Here is a 14,790-nt window from a genome sequence, read left to right on the forward strand (position 1 = left end):
TGGAAAACTGCTAAAGGATGGATCGCTTGTGTGGACAGAAAAATTACTGGTCCAAGGACCATATAATTTCGATCTAGTTCTCGAACGATTATCGTTAGACCCACTTCAGGTAGTTGATTTTACTAACAGGACGGTAAAAGTTCCGCTATATATAGAAAAAGAACCTATCGTTTTGCAGGTTCAAGCAATTGGGAATATCGAAGAACCAGCTTTTATCATTAAAGGCCATTCGGAGGCGTACAAGTCTAAAGCAATCGAACAGTTAAAAAAGGTTTTTCATTGGCATCAACCATTAGAAGGGGTTTCCCAGCATTTCCGGGAATCCGATTTACGGGAAATCTTCGAAGAGCACCGCGGTACAGCCATAGTCTTGGATTTCGATTATTACAGTTGCCTCGTCAAATGCATTATACATCAGCAGTTAAACTTATCTTTTGCGCATACGCTCACAGAAAGATTCGTAAAAACATTCGGCTATCAGATAGATGGGGCATGGTTTTATCCAACACCGGAAACAACCGCCCAACTAAGAATTGAGCAATTAAGGGCCATTCAGTTCAGTGGCAGGAAAGCAGAATATGTGATCGGACTTTCCGAGCAAATCATTCAAGGCCATCTTAATCTTGATTTAATGGCTAACCTATCCGATCAAGAGGTTATGGATACACTAATAAAAATACGCGGGATCGGCAGATGGACGGCTGAAAACTTCCTGCTTTTTGGACTCGGACGGCCGAACCTTTTTCCAAAAGCCGATATTGGCATTCAAAATGCCTTGAAAATACTATATGGCCTACCGCAAAAGCCAACCCAAGAAGAAATGGAAACCTATAGTGTTAAATGGGCTCCATATCTAAGCTACGCTTCCCTCTATTTGTGGAGAAGCATCGAAAAACGGAGTGAAAAGAAATGACAAACATTCAAGATACAAAACTAGAAGTGAACCAAACCCTTCCACTGACCATTAAACGGCTAGGCATTAACGGAGAGGGAGTCGGATATTTCAAAAAGAAAGTCGTCTTCGTCCCGGGAGCCTTACCAGGTGAAGAAATTGTAGCATTGGTCACAAAGGTACAGCCAAACTTCACCGAGGCGAAAATTAAAACCATCCGGAAAGAATCACCGCACCGAATTGCAGCACCATGTCCGGTTTACGCAGAATGCGGTGGCTGTCAGTTACAGCATTTAAGCTATAACCAGCAGCTTGTTGAAAAACGCGATATCGTCATTCAAGCAATGGAACGTCATTCGAATTTCCCGGTTTCTTCATTAAATATACAAGAAACGATCGGTATGGAAGATCCTTGGAATTACCGCAATAAAAGTCAGTACCAAGTCGGACAAAAAGATGGTAAATTGATTGCTGGCCTTTATGGATTGAATTCCCATACACTGATCGATATCCCGAACTGCCTTGTACAGCATAAGGCAACAAATAAGGTTACACGTACAGTGAAAAAGATCCTGAAGAACCTGAACATCTCGATTTATAACGAAAGAAAAAGAAAAGGTGTAATCCGTACAGTCATCACACGGGTAGGGTTTGAAACAGGCGAAGTGCAGGTTGTCCTTGTTACAGGAGCAGAGGAAATTCCACAAAAAGATCAGCTGCTTAAACAAATACGTGACCAACTGCCTGAAGTGAAATCAGTCGTTCAAAATATTAACAACCAAAACACGTCGCTTATCTTTGGCGAAAAAACGATTCACCTGGCAGGCGAAAAAGTCATCAACGAAACATTGGGTGACCTTTCATATGAGCTTTCAGCCCGTACATTCTTCCAGCTTAACCCGGTCCAAACTGTTCGCTTATATGATGAAGTGAAAAAAGCAGCAGCTTTAACCGGCAAGGAAAAGGTCGTTGACGCTTATTGCGGCGTTGGAACCATAGGACTATGGCTGTCTGAAAATGCCAAGGAAGTCAGAGGAATGGACGTTATTAAAGAATCGATTGAGGACGCCAAGAAAAATGCAAAAAAACATAATCGCAAAAATGTATACTATGAAACAGGCAAAGCCGAGAATATCCTTCCACGCTGGACGAAAGAAGGCTGGAAACCGGACGTTCTGGTCGTCGACCCGCCAAGATCTGGCTGTGACCAATCCTTACTTCAGACAATCTTGAAAGTTAAACCAAAAACCATTGTGTACGTATCTTGCAATCCGTCTACATTGGCGAAGGACCTTCAAGATTTGAGCGCATTATACGAAGTAGAATCCATGCAGCCTGTGGATATGTTCCCGCAGACGAGCCATGTGGAGTGTGTCTCTCAACTCATTTTAAAAGAAGGCAACTAACCCTATACGGGAGTTGCCTTTTCCTTATTTTATTTGTAACAGATTAACAAATTTATATTGATATGAATATCGCCAGTTGAAGTACAAGTAATCTTTTCAACTAATGAATGGAGAATTTGTGGTGTTAAATTATTTAGTATTAAGATTTCCTTTAACTTTTTACCAATAGTTTTTCACAAATTATAAATGTCCAAATGTACTTGTGTTTGATAATAAGTTATTAAGCATGATATAAGTGTAAAAGAAGTGGAACATTTGGCTTTATATTTTTTGACCGAGAGTTTGAAGTTGTATCCATAGTGAGAGGATTTGAGTTTGAAATGATAGATAATTTTTGGCGTGATTTACCACGACCATTTTTTGTACTTGCACCAATGGAAGATGTGACAGATGTTGTTTTTCGTCACGTAGTAAGTGAAGCCGGTCGACCGGATGTATTTTTCACAGAGTTTACAAACTCGGATAGCTATTGTCATCCAGAGGGCATGAAAAGTGTGCGTGGCCGTTTGACTTTTACAGAAGATGAACAGCCAATGGTGGCACATATTTGGGGGGATAATCCCGAATATTTCCGTCAAATGAGTATTGGCTTGGCAGAGCTAGGATTTAAAGGCATCGATATTAATATGGGCTGCCCTGTACCGAATGTGGCATCGAGAGGGAAAGGTAGTGGCCTTATTCTGCGTCCAGACGTTGCGGCAGAACTTATTCAAGCAGCAAAAGCGGGCGGACTGCCTGTAAGCGTGAAAACACGACTTGGCTATAAGGATGTAAATGAGTGGGAGGAGTGGCTAGAGCATATTTTAAAACAGGATGTTGCGAACCTTTCTATTCATTTGCGTACAAGAAAGGAAATGAGCCAAGTAGATGCGCATTGGGAGCTAATTCCGGAAATCAAAAAATTACGTGACCGTATCGCACCAAATACGCTACTAACAATCAATGGAGACATTCCTGACCGTCAAACTGGGCTGCAGCTTGCTGAACAATATGGTATTGATGGCGTTATGATCGGGCGAGGTATTTTTAAAAATCCTTTTGCTTTTGAAAAAGAGCCAAAAGAGCATAGCAGTAAAGAATACCTTGATCTTTTAAGACTGCAGCTTGATCTTCAAGATCAATATGCGGAAGCACTGCCACGTTCAATCACAGGGCTTCATCGCTTTTTCAAAATTTATGTCAAAGGATTCCGTGGAGCTGGTGAATTAAGAAATCAATTAATGAACACGAAATCAACAGATGAAGTGCGTGCATTGCTTGATAACTTTGGAAAAGAATGTTGATGGGACGGGGACAGTGAAATGATGTAACTCTCAAAAAGTTAGAGAAAAAATGAATCACATCAACTCATGTGTACTTATTTTATTCAGTTTCAAGTTCCTTTGAAGCCGGCAACTTTTGTTTTGATAAAGTCTGTTTTCTGAAAGAAAAAGGTCTTAAGAATGTAATAAACCCACCGGCACCCTTGTGTTGCCACCTACACTCTGCACATGTGGAAGTAGTCACGAAACTGAAAAGAAAATAATAGGCAGATGGATCCGGGAATCCTTAAAGGGTTCCAGGATTTTCAGCTGCGTTTATTCCCATCCATTTGTGAAATAATGAAGGTACTGTGAAAAAAGAAAAATATACAGGAGGTTTATGGATGCATAATCATGATATATTAATTCGATTAAGATATGCGCTGGATATAAAAAATAAAGATATGGTAGAGATATTTAAACTAGGGGATATTGAAGTGACAAGAGAAGAAGTCATGCAGATGCTCACAAAGCCGAAAGATGGTTTCTATGATGAATACGATGAAGATGATATGGATGATGAAGGTTTAAAATGTAATAATACGATGTTGGAGTCCTTTTTAAATGGCTTGATCATTTTTAAAAGAGGGAAACAAGAACCAAAACCCGGCCAGCCAGAAAACCCGGCACCTACTGTAAAGAATAAGGAAAGCATGAATAATATTCTGCTAAAGAAAATGAAAATCGCGCTGACATTAACAAGCGAGGATATGATTGATATCTTGGAAGAAGCAGGAGTCATGATTACCAAAGGAGAATTAAGCGCCATTTTAAGAAAAGTTGGTCATAGAAATTATAAAGAGTGCGGGGATAAATTCGCCAGGAATTTCTTAAAAGGGTTAGCTTATAAATATAGGGGATAAGGTTCAATCAAAATATCACTATTTTAATCATGCACATCATCAATTGACCCTGATTTCGGGGTCTTTTTTTGAACACTAAAAACAGGAGATGTTCCAAGGACATCTCCTTCTCCTGCATACAACTTCATTATCCTTGTAAAAAGTCCGGTTTGGCAAATTGGCTCGGTAATAATGTCGAAGAGTTCGTTGCGAAAATTGTTTTTTCGGGAGGCAGTTTTCCTAACTCCGTGTAAAAATCCGTTTTGATTTGAACCACTTCTGGAATCGCTTCAATCACAAAATCAGCTTCAGCAAATGCCGTAGATAAATCACTGCTGAAAGAAATACGAGCATAAGCAGTATTGAGATCTTCCTCCGTAACCCATAAATCTTCTTTGTAGTATGGCTTCAAATTAGAGATTCTATCTTTTGCACGTTCTAATGCTTCATCATTGATGTCATATACAAATACATGGAATCCTTTATAAGCGGTTTGAAATGCAATCTGACTACCTAAAACCCCGCAGCCGGCAATCATGATATTTTTATAATTCATAGTCATTCTCCTTTTTCCTTGGGGTATCCCTTTATGTTTATTACTCATATCAGGATAATAGATGCAGGAATTAGGGTGATATCTATCATTTTCCCTTTAATAGAACGGATAAATGCGTATATGGGTATACCATTTTTAATGGTTTATGTCATTCGTTTATGGGAAGTAGAAACAGTAGAGAGCTTTGATAGGAGGAATGGAAGATGGCCAAAACAATTTTCATTACTGGCGCGGGCAGCGGGCTTGGAAGAGGCGCCGCACTCGGACTTGCAAAAAGGGGGTCATCGGGTAATTGCCACAACGGAAATCACTTCTCAGAAAACGGATCTAATGAGGGAAGCGCAGGAACAGGGCTTGGATATGGACGTATTCAAATTGGATATTACAAACACACGTGATCGAGCTTTAATTGATAACCAAGACTTTGATGTGTTTGTGGCAAATGCCGCGATCAATGAGGGCGGACCGTTCGGGGAAATGCCGATGGACCGATTCAGGGCGCTTTTCGAAGTGAATGTATTCGCTACACTTGAAACCGTTCAGCATGCTGCAAGAAAGCTGGTCAAAAAAGGAAGCGGGAAAATCGTGTTTTTGAGTTCAATGGCTGGGATCATCACGACACCATATGGCGGTCCCTATGCAGCAACCAAACATGCCATCGAGGGAATTGCTTTAACCTTGAAGGATGAGCTTGAGAGATCTAGGGTGCAGGTTGCGACCATCAATCCTGGTGCCTACGATACCGGTTTTAACGACAGGGCAGCAGAGGAAAAATGGAAGTGGTTTGATGAAGCCAAGAATTTTACAAGAGCAGAGGATATGAAAAAACAAGAAGAGGGATTAAAGAACCAATTCGATCCGGAAGACATGATTGAGAAGATGATTGAAATCATCCCTGCTGACCATCATAAATTTCGTACCGTCCATCCCGAGAAAACGGAAAAACAGATGAAGGAAACCGAAAAGAATCGATGGGGCATGGAAATCTGATTTAGTCTAAAGATTATGGGGCACTGCTTCGTTAGAGCGGAATAGATCCGTATGAAATGTAAAGTTGTGCATAAAGTGTGGACAAAGGAAGAGAAAGGAGGAAATCCTTAATTTTTTCCTTTCTCCTAATCTTGCGCATGACTTTTTTTGTTGGGGGGAAACTGCCTTTCTGCTTCTTTTTTATAAAAGGGTAGAGAAAATAGCTTGTACATATGGCTCAATTCAAGAATAAATGATACTTGTCCATTGCATTTCATCTTAAACTACATAGTTTAAAGTAAAAGGTGACGAGGTGTAGAAATGGATGATAACAAAAAAGTGATAACCATTCTAGGAAGTGCGGGAGGGGCCGCAAAATCAATACTTTCGATATTGAATAAATCAGTTATTGATAAAAAGGATCCAATCCATCATTTTATTTCTAGTTGTACTTTACATTTAATCGATATTAAACAAAAAGAAGAAAAATATTATCATGAATTATTTCCACAGCTGAAAAATCACTTTGTATTCCATCAACTTGATTTAAAAGATACAAAGAGGTTTACTAAGCATCTTGAAAGCACAAAAACATTTTGTGTAATAGATCTATCACGGGCGGATACGGTTGAAATACTAGATTGCTGTAATGCATTAGGTGTTAATTATATTAATTCCGCTTTAGAAAAAACAACGATCGATGAAAAGGAAGAATTATCTCATGGATTTCCTTTAATTGAACGATTCAGGCATTTTGAAAAGTATAAAGATCAATTTTCAAATTCAACAGCCATCATTGGTTCGGGAATGAATCCAGGGGTGGTTCAATGGATGGCCATTGAGCTTTTAAAGAAAGATTCAGGGGAACGTCCGCTTGGCTGTTATATTGTAGAGCATGACAATTATTTTTTTAAGGACAAAGCGAAGGCAAAAAAGGACGTCATTTACACAACATGGTCTCCCGAAGGCTTTCTGGATGAGGCCATATCAAGCTACCCGATGTTTATGAATCACCATACGCCGCTCTTTTTATATGAAAATGTTTATGATGTGGATTTCAAAGTCACTTTAGGGGACAAGCAGTTTTACGGTTGTTTAATGCCTCATGAAGAAGTATACACTTTGGGCAAATTGTTTGATATGGAAGGCGGCTTTTTATATAAGGTAAATGACCATACGACGGAGTTAATCCGCTCGAAACTGGATGACGTAGATCAATTATGGGACCATGAAATGGAGGTTCTCGATCCGCTTAAAGACGAACTTGAAGGGGAAGATCTAGTAGGTGTCCTTATTGTTTATCAACAAAAAGAGCATTATATGTACAATGTACCAAGTAATGAAGATATCTTTTCCAAATATAAAACCAATGCCACATACTTTCAAGTGGCTTGCGGTATATATGCTGCCTTATCGGTGCTGCTAATGGATCAAATCCCAAAAGGGGTTTATTATGTAGATGAGTTATTGTTAAAAACCAATAATCATTATGGACAATATTTGACCTACTATATGACGGATTTTGTAATAGGGGAAAATAATCATTCAGATGGTCCCTTACTTCATAGGATGAAAAGGTGGACCCCTAACAATTGAAGCCGTATCGGTTCATTTAAGAATGATGATAATCATAAAAATCATGATTACTTTTCAGATGTACGTGAAGAAATTTCAATAAAGTTGTGCACAAGATGTGGATAAAGGAAGGGGAAATAGGGATAATCCTTATTTCTTCAAATCTTTCTCCTGACTATGTGCATAACTTTTTTTGTTTGTTGAATAAATTGCTTTTTATTCATATGTTGAAAGAAATTGTGCAGGTAAATCAACTATGGACGGATATTTACTATCAATTGCGTTATACCCATCAAGAAAAAATCACTTACCAAAGCATAAGGATCATGCAAGTTATTCAAAAAGAAAATGAAGTGGGGATAAGGAAATTGCTAAAGCCATTCATGTGTCCCATAACACCGCATCAGAGCATATTAATCGCTTATTAGAGAAAAAGTATGTATGTAAAACCCGCAGCATTAAGGATGAGCGTAAGGTAATTCTAATGCTTACTGACTTGCGAGGTGATGTATTGCACCGTCATTCCAGTCTCGATGAAGAAAAGCTTGAACAGCTTCTCTTTGAAAAAATGAGTCATGAGGAAAGGCCACTCATCTTAGAAGCATTTACATTAATGAAGGAGAGAGCAAAAGATGTTTACAATCGTTAAAATCATCGTATCAGCTATTATCATTGGGGTTATTACAGAAATTTCACGAAGATATCCTAATCAAGGCGGAATCATTGCTGCATTACCTATCGTTAGCGTTCTAAGTATTTTATGGCTATATATACAAGGAGAACAGATGGAAACATTAAGTGAATTTGCTTTAAGTGTGTTATGGGGTATACCGGCAACAGTTTTATGTTGGTGATAATATGGATGGCACTACAGCATTCAATACACTTATTTGTTTCATTAGGCCTAGGAATGGGAGGATGGTTTTTATCCTTATTTGCCCAAGACATAATAGTTAAACACTTAATTGGCTAGTTTCGGAAACGAAAGGTCGAAATAGCTAGCTGTTGGCTTTTTTTATGTTTGGGAAAATCCTTAATCAGCTAACAGGTGCCCTGCTTCAATATTCTTAAGGAACTTATAGGATAGGTATACTTGAAAGAGCTCATATAAAGGCAAACTATCCAATTAAAGAGCAATGTCAGTTTTTTTTTACTGAGACGGTTAGAGAAGAACAATGGGGGAAATACTAAAGGAAAGGATGTTTAATTAGAATTTTCAGAAAACTATATTGACAATAAAATAACATTGTTATATATTATTTACAAGTTAAATTTATTGTTATATAACAGAAGGAGGAGTCAAGATGATGAACATTTACGTTAAAGCCTATGAAAGTTATTTAAAGATTTGTGACAGATATGAAATGGAGTCGATCAACTTCGACCACTTCATTAAAAATTTAACCAAAGATCAGTTGGATCAATACAGTAAATTAGCTGTTTAATGAAAGGGCGTGATTGAACAAGATGGACCTCCCGGTTGATGTAGATGTAGAAGCCAAATAGAAACCCCACCAGTTGCTAACGATAACAGGTGGGGTTTTGTCATGTCCTTTAAGAGCTTATTTATAAAGTCGTTACTTGATTTTGGTTTTAATGAACGAAAGGGTCGGATTCACTCCAAGTCATTTATCTATTAATCATATATGTTAATATACAAAATAAACCAATAGAAAAACTAGGGGGATGAGTATGTTCTTACATAAGATAGATGAGGAGTTATCATTGAAACTGATAGAATTAAAGGATACAGAAAGAGTTTTCGAAATAACAAATCAATCCAGGGAATACCTACGAGAATGGCTTCCTTGGCTGGATCGTACAACAAAACTTGAAGATACAAAAGGGTTCATTCATATGACTTTACAAGGTCTTGCTGAAAACAAGAGTGTTAATACAGTTATTATGTATAACGGACTTATTGTTGGTGTAGCAGGTTATAACCAAATAAATTGGTCAAACAAAACGGCATATATTGGTTATTGGCTCGGAGAAGGTTATCAAGGAAATGGAATTATGACAAGAGTAGCTAAGGCATTGACTGATTATGCATTTAATGAATTGAAACTAGATAAAGTGGAAATTAGGGTGGCTGTGGAGAATAAGAAAAGTAGAGGAATTCCCGAAAGATTGGGTTTTGTTAATGAAGGGTGTATCAGACAAGCAGAATGGTTGTATGACCATTATGTTGACCACATTGTTTACGGTATGTTAGCTAAGGAATGGGGAAAATAGTAATTCATACCTTCTTTCTATCTTTTTAAAGATTAAAATGGAAATATTACATCAATTGGGTTCTAACTCCCCAAAAGTAGCAAGATGAGAGAATAAAAAAACAGTACCACCGCTATAAAAGTGGTGGTACTGCTATATTGAGTGACAAGTGTTTTATTAATTAGAACGTACTTGCTACTTTAACAGCCTTTTCAAGCCCTGCAGCAATAATTTCTTCTGCTTTATCTGGGAATTGATTGTGACCTTCAATCACTACTTTCTCTATATTTTTTACACCGAAGAAGCTCATCATACTTGCTACATATTTAATAGCCATTTCTACTTCAGCTTTTGGTCCTTCAGAATATACACCGCCACTTGCGTTTAATAATGCAATTTTCTTATCTCCAATCAGACCTACTGGACCTTCTGGCGTATATTTAAATGTTTTGCCCGCGCGGTTTAAATAATCAATATATGTGTGTAGTATAGCCGGAATTGTTAAGTTCCATAATGGGAAACCAAACACAACTTTATCAGCTGCAAGGAATTGTTCTAAATATTTATCAGCAACAGTTACTGCTTTTGCTTCTTCTGCTGTTAACTCAAGCCCTCTACTAGTTTTAAAAGTGCCATTAATCATATCTACTCCTACATATGGCAATTCTTCCTTGTATAAATCAAGCTCTATTACTTTATCATTTGGATGTGATTCTTTGTAACTCGATAAATAAGCCTCATATAATTTTACACTAACCGATTGATCTGCTGGGCGATTGTTTGCTTTTACAAATAAAATGGATGTCATTCGCTTTTCCTCCTATTGCTCACTCTTATGTTGTTATATTTTTATTCACTAAAAAGGGAATCATATTGTCTTTACAATATCTTTTTAAAACTATACTCCATGTCTCCGCCTAGAGCTTCAGGTGTATCACCAGTTTCTCTGAAGTCATGAGTATGAAGTTGCTCAAACGGACCAAAATTTACTTGCTTATAAAATTCAAAACAAGGGAATCCATCATGTTCACCTTGAATATCGACAATACCATCTGTTTTGACATGTACAGTTAATAGATAGTCAACCGGAGGTGCATATACATTTAATGGGTTGCTAGCACTTGCACTCATTTGAAATTTGACGTCATCTGACCCCCATACAACATCAGTGCACAAAATGCCTTCCGTATTAGCTTTTCCTGTTCTTTTATTAACGGAACCATCAGGAGTTGTAATTCTTTCTGTTGTTATGCCCGTATTCGCATATGTGAAAATTTCTTTTTTGTAAAAATCTACAACTACTTCTTGTTCCACTCTAGAACGCATAGCGTTTACCGCATAAGGTGTAAAATCACGTGCATCACCTTCGAATTGGATTATGTTTCCCGTTTGAATATCTTTCTTAGGGTCAGTCCAAGACATTGGGATAAATACACTTGCTCTAACTTTAACGATATTAGTCATGAGGCACACCTCTGTAATTCTTAATTTTATTTTGGGTAATAATAATATTGACCCATTGAGCAAAACAGATCACAATTTCTTTCGTATGATCAATTGCTTTTCATTTAATATTTGCTGCTTGTATACTTCTACTTGGTATTTATATCTAGATTGTCGTTTTAAAACTGTATTCCATATCCCCAGCTAGCGCTGCCGGAGTGTCACCAGTTTTTCTGAAATCATGTGTATATATTAATTCAAATGGACCAAAATCTGTTTGTTTATAAAATTCATAGCAGGGGAACCTATCATGTGCACCTTCAATTTGTACAACACCACTCTTGTTAACATGTATAGTTAATAAATAATCAGCCGCGGGTGCTGCTGCATTTAAAGGATTGCTGGCACTAGCACTCATTTTAAAAGAAACTTCGTCATCGCCCCACACAACATTAGTGCATTCAATATTGTCTGTACTTGTTTTTCCCTTTTTATACTCGAGTGAACCATCTGGATTTGTAATTTTAACAGTTACGATACAAGCATTTGCATGTGAAAAAATTTCTTTTTTATAAAAATCAATAATCACTTCTTGCTCTAATCTTGACCGCATAGTGTTTACAGCATATGGTGTAAATTCACGTGCGTCACCAGTGTATTCGAATATCTTTTCTGTTGCAGGATCTTTAATAGGTTCCAACCAAGCATACGGTGCAAATACACTTCCTCTAATTTTAAAGATGTTAGCCATGAGAACCCTCCATAATGTATTAATTTTGTTTCGGTGAATCCTATTTTTTATAATCGAATTATAGTCAACTTGATTGACTACATTACGTATAGTACAATGGATTTCAAATAAAGTCAACCTAATTGACTTTATTTAAGGAGGTTTTATGTATGAATCATGAAGTATTTAGTGAATTGGATCTTACATCGCTTTTATCATTATCCTTTAGTACATCAATTAATGAATTACATGACAGATTGAGTGAATTGGGATTTGGAGATATTAGACCTGCACATGGTTTTATGTTTAAATGCATCACTCCCAATGGAGCAACAGGTATAGAACTAGCCGAATATTTAGGAATTACAAAGCAAGCTGTGAGTAAAATGGTGGATTATCTTGAGAAAAGTGGCTATGTAATGCGCAAAGCTCATCCCACTGATAAGAGAGGGAAAATTATTGTTTTGACCGAACGAGGTTGGTTAGTTGTGAAAGCAAAAGAGAAGATACTAACTGAGATTGAGCAACGTTGGATTGAAAACATAGGTGCTGAACGCCTGCAAATGCTCAAAGAAGATTTAACAAAATTAGTTTATGAAGAAAATGAAGATAAACTATCATCGAGGTTAAAACCTGTCTGGTAATTATAGAGTTTATAAAGGGAACTTTTAATCGTGCTTAAATTCGTACTAACAGTACAGCATTCATGTAATGGTTTAAATTAGCAGCAAGGTTTGTGGAGAATTCTACGGGAGCGTTAGTTCAAGAAAAACAAGCTAACATTTGGGTTCCTATTTTCATTGTTCCATTAAAGGGCGTGATTCTTGAAGAAGGTTCGCTTTTCTTATAGAACTAACGGGTCGTTAGTTGAAGATCAGAGCTGTCTTTAAGGCAGCTTGTTCTTTATGCAACTATCGGGGCAGGATAGTTGAACACTAGTAAAACTAAAATTGTTCAAATGATGAAAAATTTCGTTACTTAGAGAACTATTTTTTACCGATTGACGTTTGTTTTATAAAAGGTTATTATGAAATTAACTTCACGTGAAATAAACTTCACATGAAGTAAACTTCACTCCAAGAGAATAAGTTGATTAGGAGAGGTACGTTTGAAAAATCTATTCATACAGCGTTTTTTAGTCTCAACCTTGGTAATTATATTGGGAATCATTCAAATAATTCTCGATACATCAGTAGGATTTAATTTTGGATATATCGTTGTATTCCTAGGTGGAATACTTTTGTTGTACTCAACAATTTCTTACATAACATCCCGAAAGAATAAATCACTAGAAAAGGAATTATCAAAGGAATATGACGAAAGAGATGCTTTAATTGATGGAAAAGTTGCTCACTTTTCTTTGCATATTCTAATATGCGAAATTATAATTCTTATGTTTTTAACTAATTTTGTGGTAATTCCAACAAATACTGCATTATTTGTTGTCTTAGTATCTTTAATAATTAGTGAAATTGGGTCTAGAAAGTATTACAATCTTGTCCTTTAATTCGGAGGATTTATGAAAAATAGAGTAAAAGAATTGCGAATAGAATATGGAATAACGCAACAAGAATTAGCTGATAAAGTAAGTGTATCTTCTAGAACGATCATCTCATTAGAAAAACAAAAGTATAATCCATCTGTGCTACTAGCGTATAAAATAGCTACAGTTTTTAATTTACCAATCGAAGAAACTTTTATTTTCGATGAGGATGACAAATAATACATTTCACAAAGATGCACATATTAACCAAACAACGGAGGAATTGTAATGCTTTTTATACCATTTATTTTTGGGTTAGTTTTAGTAGTTTGGGGTATTTATCGTATGAGAACAGATGATGGCTTATTTGGAAAAAATCGAAAAAACAAAAACATATTCAATTTACTGTTAATGGGAGAAGCTTCAGGATTAGGACAATTTTTGGGTGGAATTCTGTTTATTATTATAGGGATTGTTGCATTTGTTGTGAAGTAGCAGGAATGTTATATCTATGCCATTATTCCTGAATGGGAAGAAGAACTCTTTAACGAACTTTCAAATGAATTTATTATAATTAATAAATTTCCTTTCCCTCTAACACACATATCCGTAAGAACAATAGGGTTTTTAGGGTATGTAAAGGATAGGAAAAAACAATATATGTACGAATTTTACTTACGGTCTACAACAATGGATTTTTTAGTGTTTTCAGATACTGATGTATCTCAACATTTATATATATTAAACAAGAAGAACATTGATATTTACAACATATTTAAATCAAATAAAATCCCTCACGTAACCATTGGTCCTGGTGGTCTGTGGCTAAATATAGTTGAGTATTGAATCATTCCTTACTGAGCTAACAGGTGCGTTAGCTGAAAATCAGAGCTGTCTTTAAGGCAGCTCTTTCATATTGAACTAAAGGGGGTAGTCCCAATTAAATTTCTCCAAAAAAATGAAGTATATATTTATATAATTCTTCTAGCATTCACTACAGTTAATGGATTCTTTAATAAACCCGAAGACGAAGGAACACTAGATATTAGTATAGGTATTGCCCTTTTCATAGTTTTAATTATCAGGGTAGCATTGATTATTTATGAAAAAAAAGATGCTAATTAAGCAGTTATGACAAATTTTTAACCCAGACAGTCTGTGTCAACTCTGCATAAGTCTTAAAGAACTAACGGGTGCGTTAGCTGAAGATCGGTGCTATTGGTAATTATATATGCTTACGATGCTGTTTAAGGAGTGAGATAAAATATTACTTCACCAAACTTTTCAGAAGTGAAGATATTAAAACTATCTGTTCATGCATTGTTAATAGGTGTTTTATTAACTTTAGTTAGTTTAATTGTTAATGATGTTATTTCAAT

At 36.5% G+C, this 14,790-nt stretch carries 14 protein-coding genes and 4 pseudogenes; 14 read left to right on the plus strand and 4 right to left on the minus strand.

Annotation, left to right across the window (positions count from 1 at the left end; all coding sequences use genetic code 11):
• Positions 1-28 precede the first annotated feature (28 nt).
• From ACFWE9_RS05970 to ACFWE9_RS05985, 4 genes are all read left to right on the plus strand, one after another.
• Positions 29-913, plus strand: coding sequence for a DNA-3-methyladenine glycosylase family protein (locus ACFWE9_RS05970; protein ID WP_377356028.1), 885 nt, complete (start codon positions 29-31; stop codon positions 911-913).
• Positions 910-2,298 (plus strand): 23S rRNA (uracil(1939)-C(5))-methyltransferase RlmD, encoded by a 1,389-nt coding sequence (gene rlmD, locus ACFWE9_RS05975; RefSeq protein WP_230160468.1) that lies wholly within the window; start codon positions 910-912, stop codon positions 2,296-2,298. Before ACFWE9_RS05970 ends, rlmD begins: the two co-directional genes overlap by 4 nt.
• 320 nt (positions 2,299-2,618) lie before the next feature.
• Complete coding sequence (locus ACFWE9_RS05980; protein ID WP_230160619.1) at positions 2,619-3,581, plus strand: tRNA dihydrouridine synthase; 963 nt, start codon at positions 2,619-2,621, stop codon at positions 3,579-3,581.
• Between the two features lie 362 nt (positions 3,582-3,943).
• The gene (locus tag ACFWE9_RS05985) at positions 3,944-4,462 is read left to right on the plus strand and encodes a YehS family protein (RefSeq protein ID WP_230160466.1); all 519 of its coding nucleotides are present in this window, start codon (positions 3,944-3,946) and stop codon (positions 4,460-4,462) included.
• A 148-nt stretch (positions 4,463-4,610) separates the two neighbouring features.
• On the opposite strand, the pseudogene ACFWE9_RS05990 reads toward ACFWE9_RS05985, so the two are convergent.
• Positions 4,611-4,997, minus strand: a pseudogene (locus tag ACFWE9_RS05990) (3-hydroxyacyl-CoA dehydrogenase NAD-binding domain-containing protein); the annotation flags it as partial.
• 203 nt (positions 4,998-5,200) lie between these two features.
• Between ACFWE9_RS05990 and ACFWE9_RS05995 the strand changes: the two are divergent.
• From ACFWE9_RS05995 to ACFWE9_RS06020, 6 genes and pseudogenes are all read left to right on the plus strand, one after another.
• Positions 5,201-5,987, plus strand: a pseudogene (locus tag ACFWE9_RS05995) (SDR family oxidoreductase).
• A gap of 300 nt (positions 5,988-6,287) precedes the next feature.
• Positions 6,288-7,562 carry an S-adenosylmethionine decarboxylase related protein gene (locus ACFWE9_RS06000; protein WP_230160464.1) on the plus strand — a complete coding sequence of 425 codons (1,275 nt, stop codon included), beginning with the start codon at positions 6,288-6,290 and terminating at the stop codon, positions 7,560-7,562.
• Between the two features lie 203 nt (positions 7,563-7,765).
• Positions 7,766-8,190 (plus strand): annotated as a pseudogene (locus ACFWE9_RS06005) (MarR family winged helix-turn-helix transcriptional regulator).
• Positions 8,174-8,514: pseudogene (locus ACFWE9_RS06010) on the plus strand (DUF3147 family protein). Before ACFWE9_RS06005 ends, ACFWE9_RS06010 begins: the two co-directional pseudogenes overlap by 17 nt.
• A gap of 331 nt (positions 8,515-8,845) precedes the next feature.
• Positions 8,846-8,986 (plus strand): hypothetical protein, encoded by a 141-nt coding sequence (locus tag ACFWE9_RS06015; protein WP_230160462.1) that lies wholly within the window; start codon positions 8,846-8,848, stop codon positions 8,984-8,986.
• 247 nt (positions 8,987-9,233) lie between these two features.
• A complete protein-coding gene (locus tag ACFWE9_RS06020) occupies positions 9,234-9,776 on the plus strand; it encodes a GNAT family N-acetyltransferase (protein ID WP_230160460.1) in 543 nt (180 codons plus the stop codon).
• Positions 9,777-9,936: 160 nt separating this feature from the next.
• Here ACFWE9_RS06020 and ACFWE9_RS06025 read toward each other — a convergent pair whose 3' ends face one another.
• The 3 genes from ACFWE9_RS06025 to ACFWE9_RS06035 all read right to left on the minus strand — a co-directional run bounded on the left by ACFWE9_RS06025 (position 9,937) and on the right by ACFWE9_RS06035 (position 11,949).
• Complete coding sequence (locus ACFWE9_RS06025) at positions 9,937-10,563, minus strand: FMN-dependent NADH-azoreductase (RefSeq protein ID WP_230160458.1); 627 nt, start codon at positions 10,561-10,563, stop codon at positions 9,937-9,939.
• A 71-nt stretch (positions 10,564-10,634) separates the two neighbouring features.
• The gene (locus tag ACFWE9_RS06030; protein ID WP_230160456.1) at positions 10,635-11,219 is read right to left on the minus strand and encodes a DUF3238 domain-containing protein; all 585 of its coding nucleotides are present in this window, start codon (positions 11,217-11,219) and stop codon (positions 10,635-10,637) included.
• A 145-nt stretch (positions 11,220-11,364) separates the two neighbouring features.
• Positions 11,365-11,949, minus strand: a complete 585-nt coding sequence (locus ACFWE9_RS06035) for a DUF3238 domain-containing protein (protein ID WP_377356032.1) — start codon at positions 11,947-11,949, stop codon at positions 11,365-11,367.
• 149 nt (positions 11,950-12,098) lie between these two features.
• Between ACFWE9_RS06035 and ACFWE9_RS06040 the strand changes: the two genes are divergently transcribed.
• The 4 genes from ACFWE9_RS06040 (at position 12,099) to ACFWE9_RS06055 (ending at position 13,906) form a co-directional block, all read left to right on the plus strand.
• A complete protein-coding gene (locus tag ACFWE9_RS06040; RefSeq protein ID WP_230160452.1) occupies positions 12,099-12,572 on the plus strand; it encodes a MarR family winged helix-turn-helix transcriptional regulator in 474 nt (157 codons plus the stop codon).
• A 464-nt stretch (positions 12,573-13,036) separates the two neighbouring features.
• Positions 13,037-13,435: a hypothetical protein gene (locus ACFWE9_RS06045; protein WP_230160450.1), complete on the plus strand. Its 399-nt coding sequence runs from the start codon at positions 13,037-13,039 to the stop codon at positions 13,433-13,435.
• 12 nt (positions 13,436-13,447) lie between these two features.
• Positions 13,448-13,651 carry a helix-turn-helix transcriptional regulator gene (locus tag ACFWE9_RS06050; protein WP_230160448.1) on the plus strand — a complete coding sequence of 68 codons (204 nt, stop codon included), beginning with the start codon at positions 13,448-13,450 and terminating at the stop codon, positions 13,649-13,651.
• 48 nt (positions 13,652-13,699) lie between these two features.
• Entirely contained in the window at positions 13,700-13,906 is a 207-nt protein-coding gene (locus ACFWE9_RS06055) for a hypothetical protein (protein ID WP_230160446.1), read from the plus strand.
• Positions 13,907-14,790 lie beyond the last annotated feature (884 nt).

It is taken from the genome of Peribacillus sp. NPDC060253 (genome assembly GCF_042727425.1).
GTDB lineage: Bacteria > Bacillota > Bacilli > Bacillales > DSM-1321 > Peribacillus.

Coding starts and splice junctions, on each gene's coding strand:
- rlmD (WP_230160468.1), top strand. CDS start 910: ATGACAAACATTCAAGATACAAAACTAGAAGTGAACCAAACCCTTCCA.
- ACFWE9_RS05980 (WP_230160619.1), top strand. CDS start 2,619: ATGATAGATAATTTTTGGCGTGATTTACCACGACCATTTTTTGTACTT.
- ACFWE9_RS05985 (WP_230160466.1), top strand. CDS start 3,944: ATGCATAATCATGATATATTAATTCGATTAAGATATGCGCTGGATATA.
- ACFWE9_RS06000 (WP_230160464.1), top strand. CDS start 6,288: ATGGATGATAACAAAAAAGTGATAACCATTCTAGGAAGTGCGGGAGGG.
- ACFWE9_RS06015 (WP_230160462.1), top strand. CDS start 8,846: ATGATGAACATTTACGTTAAAGCCTATGAAAGTTATTTAAAGATTTGT.
- ACFWE9_RS06020 (WP_230160460.1), top strand. CDS start 9,234: ATGTTCTTACATAAGATAGATGAGGAGTTATCATTGAAACTGATAGAA.
- ACFWE9_RS06025 (WP_230160458.1), bottom strand. CDS start 10,563: ATGACATCCATTTTATTTGTAAAAGCAAACAATCGCCCAGCAGATCAA.
- ACFWE9_RS06030 (WP_230160456.1), bottom strand. CDS start 11,219: ATGACTAATATCGTTAAAGTTAGAGCAAGTGTATTTATCCCAATGTCT.
- ACFWE9_RS06035 (WP_377356032.1), bottom strand. CDS start 11,949: ATGGCTAACATCTTTAAAATTAGAGGAAGTGTATTTGCACCGTATGCT.
- ACFWE9_RS06040 (WP_230160452.1), top strand. CDS start 12,099: ATGAATCATGAAGTATTTAGTGAATTGGATCTTACATCGCTTTTATCA.
- ACFWE9_RS06050 (WP_230160448.1), top strand. CDS start 13,448: ATGAAAAATAGAGTAAAAGAATTGCGAATAGAATATGGAATAACGCAA.
- ACFWE9_RS06055 (WP_230160446.1), top strand. CDS start 13,700: ATGCTTTTTATACCATTTATTTTTGGGTTAGTTTTAGTAGTTTGGGGT.